2 protein-coding genes are annotated in these 6,407 nt (G+C 74.8%); both read left to right on the top strand.

Going from position 1 to position 6,407, the window contains the following annotated elements; genetic code table 11:
- The first annotated feature begins 46 nt into the window (after nt 1–46).
- Nucleotides 47–4,816, top strand: coding sequence for a non-ribosomal peptide synthetase (locus ASF58_RS20000; protein WP_055956699.1), 4,770 nt, complete (start codon nt 47–49; stop codon nt 4,814–4,816).
- Nucleotides 4,817–6,407, top strand: a 1,591-nt coding sequence (locus ASF58_RS19995) for a condensation domain-containing protein (RefSeq protein WP_244477415.1), incomplete at its 3' end; no start/stop codon positions are given.

Here is a 6,407-nt window from a genome sequence, read left to right as displayed (position 1 = left end):
GCCGGACCCGGCCGATCCGCTGCCCGAGGACGCGCCGGCACGGCCCTTGAGCGAGACGGAGGCCGTGGTGGCCGGTATCTGGGCCGAGGCCCTCGGCCTCACAACCATCCACCCCGATCAAAACTTCTTCGAGGCCGGCGGCGACTCGATCCTCAGCCTCCAGATCGTGGCGCGCCTGCGCGCGGCGGGCTTTGCCGCGCAGCCCCGGCAGATCTTCGCGCATCAGACCGTGGCGGCCCTGGCTCGCGTGCTCCGGACGCGCGGCACCGAGGCGGCCGCGCCCGCCCTGCCGGAAGGCCCGGCTCCGCTCACGCCGATCCAGGCGTGGTTCCTGCGCCAGGACATGCCACGCCCGGACCACTGGAACCAGTCGCTGCGCCTGACCCTCGGGGCGGATGTCGACGGCGACCGCCTCGCCGACGCGCTGCGCCGTCTTCCGGCCCGCCACGAGGCCCTGCGCACGGCCTTCCGGCGCGACCGCGAGGGGGCCTGGACCCAGGCGCCCGTCCCGGCCGAGCAGCTGCCCGACCCGGTCGCCCAGGTTGCGGTCGCATACGAGGCCGAGACGGAAGCCTGCTTCCGCGCCGCCGAGCGGAGCCTCGACCTCGCGCGCGGCCGGGTCTTCGCGGCAATCCTCGCCGTGGCCGACGACGGCCCGGCCCGCCTCCTGCTGACCGCCCACCACCTCGTCGTCGACGCAGTCTCCTGGCGCATACTCCTCACCGACCTCGAAGCGCTGTACCGCGACGAGGCCGCGCTCTCCGCCCCGGCCGTCCCGTTCCGCGCCGTCGCGCACCATGTGGGCACGCAGCCGCCGCGAGACCCTGCGCCCTGGATCGCCGCCCTTGGCGCCCCCTCCCGTGCCCTGCCGGTCGACCATCCGGACGGCACCCGCCGGCAGCGCGACGCCCGCGAGATCCGGATCGCCTTCGATGCCGGCACCACCGCCGGCCTCGACAGGGTAGGGGGGGCGACGCGCCCGCGCCTGTACGAACGGGTGCTCACCGGCATCGCCCGTGCCGTCGCCACCTGGGCCGGCGGGGATGCCCTGCACGTCACCGTGGAGCGGCACGGCCGCGATGCGGCCCTGGCGGTGGAGCGCACCGTCGGCTGGTTCACCACGCTGGTTCCGGTGCGCCTCGCCCTCACGGGGGACCGCGATCGCGACGTTCGGACGGTCAAGGAGGCCCTGCGCTGCCTGCCCGGCGCGGCGGACGAATTCGGCCGCCTGCGCGAGCTGGGTCCCACCGAGATCCGCGACCGCCTCGCCGCCCTGCCGGTCCCGGCCCTGACCTTCAACCATCTCGGCACCCTCGACGGTCTCGCCCCGGGCGGCCTGTTCGCCCTGGATGCCGAGGACATGCGCCTCTCGGCCGACCCGGATTCACCGCTCGGCGCCGAGCTCACCATCGACAGCTACATGCGCGGCGGCAGCCTCACCCTGCGCCTCGCCTATGCGAAGACGCGCTTCACGGAGCGCACCATCGGGACCCTGTCGGAGCGCATCCGGGACGAACTCGCGGCGCTAGCATCCGCACCGGAGGCGCACGGCCTGACCCCGTCCGACGTGCCCCTAGCGGGCCTCGACCAGGACGGGCTCGATCGCCTCGGCCTCGACGACCGCAGCGTCCGCGACCTCTACCCGCTCGCCCCCGCCCAGGCCGGCATCCTGTTCCACGCCCTCGCCGCGCCCGGAACGGGCCTCTACGTGAACCAGCTCGCCGTCACCATCGGGGGCCTCGACGCCCCGCGCTTCGTGGCGGCGTGGCGGGCGGCGCTCGCCCGGCACCCGATCCTGCGCAGCGGCTTTCTCTGGACCGAGGCGATGGGCGCGCCGCTCCAGACGGTCCACGCGACGGCGGAGCTTCCCGTCGCGTGGCGCGACCTGCGCACGGACGCGGCGCCGGATCTCGGCGCCCTGGCGGAAGCCGAGCGGGCGCAGGGCTTCGACCTCACGCGTCCTCCACTCATGCGGCTCCTCCTGGCGGCCCTTCCGGACGGGTCCCACCACCTGATCTGGACCTGCCACCACCTCCTCCTCGACGGCTGGAGCAATGCCCGCCTCGTCTCCGAGGTGCTGCGGATCTATGCGGGCGAGGTCGTGGCGCCCCCGCACCGGCTGTTCCGGGAGCACGTCGCCGCCCTGGCACGGGGCGATTCCGAAGGCGACGCGGCCTATTGGCGGGACGCCCTGGCGCCCCTCGACGAACCGAGCCTCCTCGCGCCCGCCCTCTCGGGCGAGACGGGGTGGACCGGCCACGGAACTGTCGACACCCCGCTGGATCGGGCGCTGATCGCGCGCCTCAAGGCCGTGGCGCGCGCCGAGCGCGTCACCCTCGCAACTCTGTTCGAGGCCGCCTGGGCCCTGACGCTGGCGCGCTTCACCAACCGGTCCCGGGTGGCCTTCGGCGTCACGGTCTCGGGCCGGCCCGCCGATGACGGCGGGATGCATGCGGTGCTCGGCCTGTTCATCAACACGGTGCCGCGCTGCATCCACCTCCCGGCCGAGAGGCCGGTCGGCACGTGGCTGCGGGAGTTGCAGGACGCGGCCGCGACCCTGCGCGACCATGCCCTGGCGCCGCTGGTGGCGATCCAGGGCTGGGCGGGTTCGCCGGGCCGGCCACTCTTCGACAGCCTTCTCGTGGTCGAGAACTACCCCATCGATGCCGTGGTCCGCGACCGCGACGCGGGCGGCCTGCGCTTCGGGCCGGTGACGACCCTGGAGGCGACGGACGTGCCCCTCACGCTCTCGGTCCTCCTCGATGCGGCGCCGCGCCTGACCTGGAGCCACGACCGCGCCCGGATCGGCACCGCCGACATCGACCGGCTGGCGGCGCAGATGCTGGGCACCCTCGCGGCCCTGGTGGAGAACGCGCAGGCGCCCCTTGGGAGCCTGGACCTCGTTCCGGAGGGCGAGCGCCGCGCGGGGTGGGCCGGCGTCCGCCTGCCGGCCCCGGCCGGGCCAGCACCGGCTGAGCCGGCGATCCACCGGCGCATCGCCGCGCAGGCGCAGCGGCGCCCCCAGGCGATCGCCGTGACCTGCGCGGACGCGAACCTCAGCTACGGCGCGCTCGACGCCCGCGCCGCGCGGCTGGCCCGTCACCTCGTGCGCGCCGGTGTCCGACCGGGCGCCCTGGTGGGCCTCTGCGCCGAGCGCTCTCTCGATCTCGTGGTCGGCCTGCTGGCGATCCTGAAGAGCGGCGCCGGTTACCTGCCCCTCGATCCCGGCTACCCGGCCGACCGGCTCGCCTTCCTGCTGGCCGATTCGGGCGCCGCACATGTCCTGGTCCAGGGCGACGCCCTCGGGCCGGACGTCGCGGGGCCCACGCCGGCGCCCCGCCTGATCCGCCTCGACGGCCCGCTTCCGGACGAGACCGACGCCGTGACCCTGCCGGGGCCGCCCCATCCCGACCAGCCGGCCTACGTGATCTACACCTCGGGCTCCACGGGACAGCCCAAGGGCGTCGTGATCACCCACGCCAACGTCGCCCGGCTCCTGGAGACCACGCAGGGCCAGTTCGGCTTCGGCGAGGCCGATGTATGGACGCTGTTCCACGCCTACGGATTCGACTTCTCGGTCTGGGAGATCTTCGGCGCGCTCTGCCATGGCGGGCGCCTCGTCGTGGTGCCCCGTTCGGTCGCGCGGGCGGCGGACGCCTTCCTCGATCTCCTCGTGCACGAGGGCGTCACGGTCCTGAACCAGACCCCCTCCGCCTTCCGGCCGCTGATGCAGGCGGTTCTGGCCCGCACGCCGTCCCCGCCTCTCGCCCTGCGCACGATCGTGTTCGGCGGCGAGGCCCTGGATGTCGCCGGCCTCGCGCCCTGGTTCGAGCGCTTTGGCGACGCGGCCCCCCGGCTCGTCAACATGTACGGCATCACCGAGACCACGGTGCACGTCACCTCGCGGGCGTTGCGGGCCGGCGACGCCGCATCGCCGGACAGCCCGATCGGCGAGGCCCTGCCGGACCTGACTCTCCACCTCCTCGACGACGCCCTGGATCCGGTGCCGGACGGCGTGCCGGGGGAGATCCACGTGGGCGGCGCCGGCCTCGCCAGCAGTTACCTCGGCCGGCCCGGCCTCACCGCCGCGCGCTTCGTGCCCGATCCCTACGGCCCACCGGGGGCACGGCTCTACCGCAGCGGCGACCGCGCCCTGCGCCGGCCCGACGGCAGCCTCGCCTATCTCGGCCGGTGCGACGGGCAGGTGAAGCTGCGCGGCTACCGCATCGAGACCGGCGAGGTCGCGGCGGCTCTCCGGGCCGAGCCGGAGGTCGCGGATGCGACCGTGATCCTGCGCGACGGCCCCGGCGGGCCGCGCCTCCTCGCCTACGTGGTGCCGGCGGATCCGGCGGCCGGGGACCTGGACGAGCCCGGCCTGCGCGCCCGCCTGCTGCGGCGGCTGCCCGAGCACATGGTGCCGGCCGTCATCGTTGCCCTGGCGGCCCTGCCGCTGACCCCCAATGGCAAGCTCGACACCCGAACCCTGCCCGAACCGACGCGCGCCAATCCGGTCTCGGAACCGCCGGAGGGCGAGACGGAGCGGGCGATCGCGACGATCTGGTGCGAGGTGCTGGACGTCAGCGCGGTGACGCGCGACGACAACTTCTTCGCCCTCGGGGGGCATTCCCTGAGCGCCGCGCAGGTGGCGATGCGGATCGGCCAGCGCCTCGGTACCCCGGTTCCGATCCGCACCGTATTCGAGGCCCAGACCCTGTGCGGCCTGGCCCGGGCGGTGGAGGCGGAGCGCGCCGACGGGGCGGGCGACCCCGGCGATCTCTCCGCCATGGACGATCTCCTCGCCGATCTGGAGGCCTGAGTGAACGCCCACGCCGCCGACCTCAGCCGCCGCTTCGGCCGCCTCCCCGCCGAGAAGCGCCGGCTCTTCCTCGAGGCCCTGGCCGCCCGCGGCATCGATTTCGGGCGCCTGCCCATCGTGCCGGGCGAAGCGGCGGATCCGGCGGTTGGCCAGCCCTCCGATCTCCCCGTGTCCTGCGCCCGGCTCTCCTATGCGCAGGAGCGCCTCTGGATGATCGGCCGAATGGGCGGCGACGCGGCCCTCCTGCACATCGCCGGTGGCCTCCGGCTCGACGGTCCCCTGGACCGGGCGGCCCTTGCAGCTGCGCTCGCGGCCCTCGCGGCGCGGCATCCGAGCCTGCGGACCGGCTTCCGCCCGGGATCGGAGGACCGGGTCGAGGCGGTGACCCACGGGGCCGTCGGCGACACCCTGCTGCGCGACGCGGATGTCTCGGATCTCGCCCCGCCGGCGCAGCGGGAACGCCTCGATGCCTTCTCGCGGGCCGAGGCGCGGGCGGCCTTCGACCTCGCCGTCCCGCCGCTGCTGCGGACGCTGCTGGTGCGCTGGGGACCGGACCGACACGTCCTGCTCCTGACCCTGCACCACCTCGTCGCCGACGGCCGCTCGGTCGAGATCCTCCTGACCGAGTTGATGCGGCTCTACGCGTCCGGGCGCGCGGCCGACCTGCCGCCCCTGCCCATCGCCTATGCGGATTATGCCCGTTGGCAGCGCGACTGGCTGGAAGCGGGCGAGCTCGACCGGCAGCTCGGGCGCTGGCGCGACCTTCTCGGCACCGGCGACCCGGTGCTGCCGCTGCCCCTCGACAGGGCCCGGCCCGCGGTCCAGAGCTTTCGCGGTGCGGCCGTCGCCTTCGCGGTGGAGGCGGGTGTCGCGGAGGGGCTGCGCGGGCTCGCGCGGGTAGCCGGCGCGACCCCCGCCATGGTGCTCCTCGCGATCTTCGCCCTGCTCCTGCGCCGGATCACCGGCGAGACGTCCCTGCGCATCGGCGTGCCAATCGCCAATCGCGGGCGGCCGGAGACCGAGCACGTGGTCGGCCTGTTCGTGAACACCCTGGCGCTGCGCCTGGACGTCGACCCGGCCGCAAGCGTGGAGCGCTTCGTTGTGGGGGTGCGTGAGGCCATGCTGGAGGCGCAGGGACATGCGGACCTGCCCTTCGAGCGGCTGGTGGATGCCCTGCAGACCCGGCGCAGCGTCAGTCACACCCCCCTCGTCCAGGTGATGCACAACCACCGCGTCGCCGGCCCGGACCGGTTCACGGTCGGCGACCTCACCGTGGCGCCGTTCGGCCGCGAAACTGGCAGCATCCAGTTCGACCTGGTGCTGGAGACGGTCGAGGCCGCGGACGGGACCCTGAGCGGGACCTTCGGCTATGCCCGCGACCTGTTCCACCAAGAGACCGTAGAGCGGATGCGCGACGGCTTCCTGCGTCTCCTGTCCGCTGCGGTGGCGGAGCCGTCCCGGCGGGTGGACGGGCTGCCGCTAGTCTCGGCGGCGACCCGCCTGGCCCTGTCGGCGCCCTATCCCGGACCGCTCCCCCTGGCCGAGGACCTCCTGCCGGGCCTGATCGCGCGCGCCGCCGCCGCACGCCCCG

It is taken from the genome of Methylobacterium sp. Leaf125 (assembly GCF_001423085.1).
Taxonomy (GTDB): domain Bacteria; phylum Pseudomonadota; class Alphaproteobacteria; order Rhizobiales; family Beijerinckiaceae; genus Methylobacterium.
Note: the sequence above shows the minus strand (reverse complement) of the source record. Positions and strands in the feature narration are given on the sequence as shown.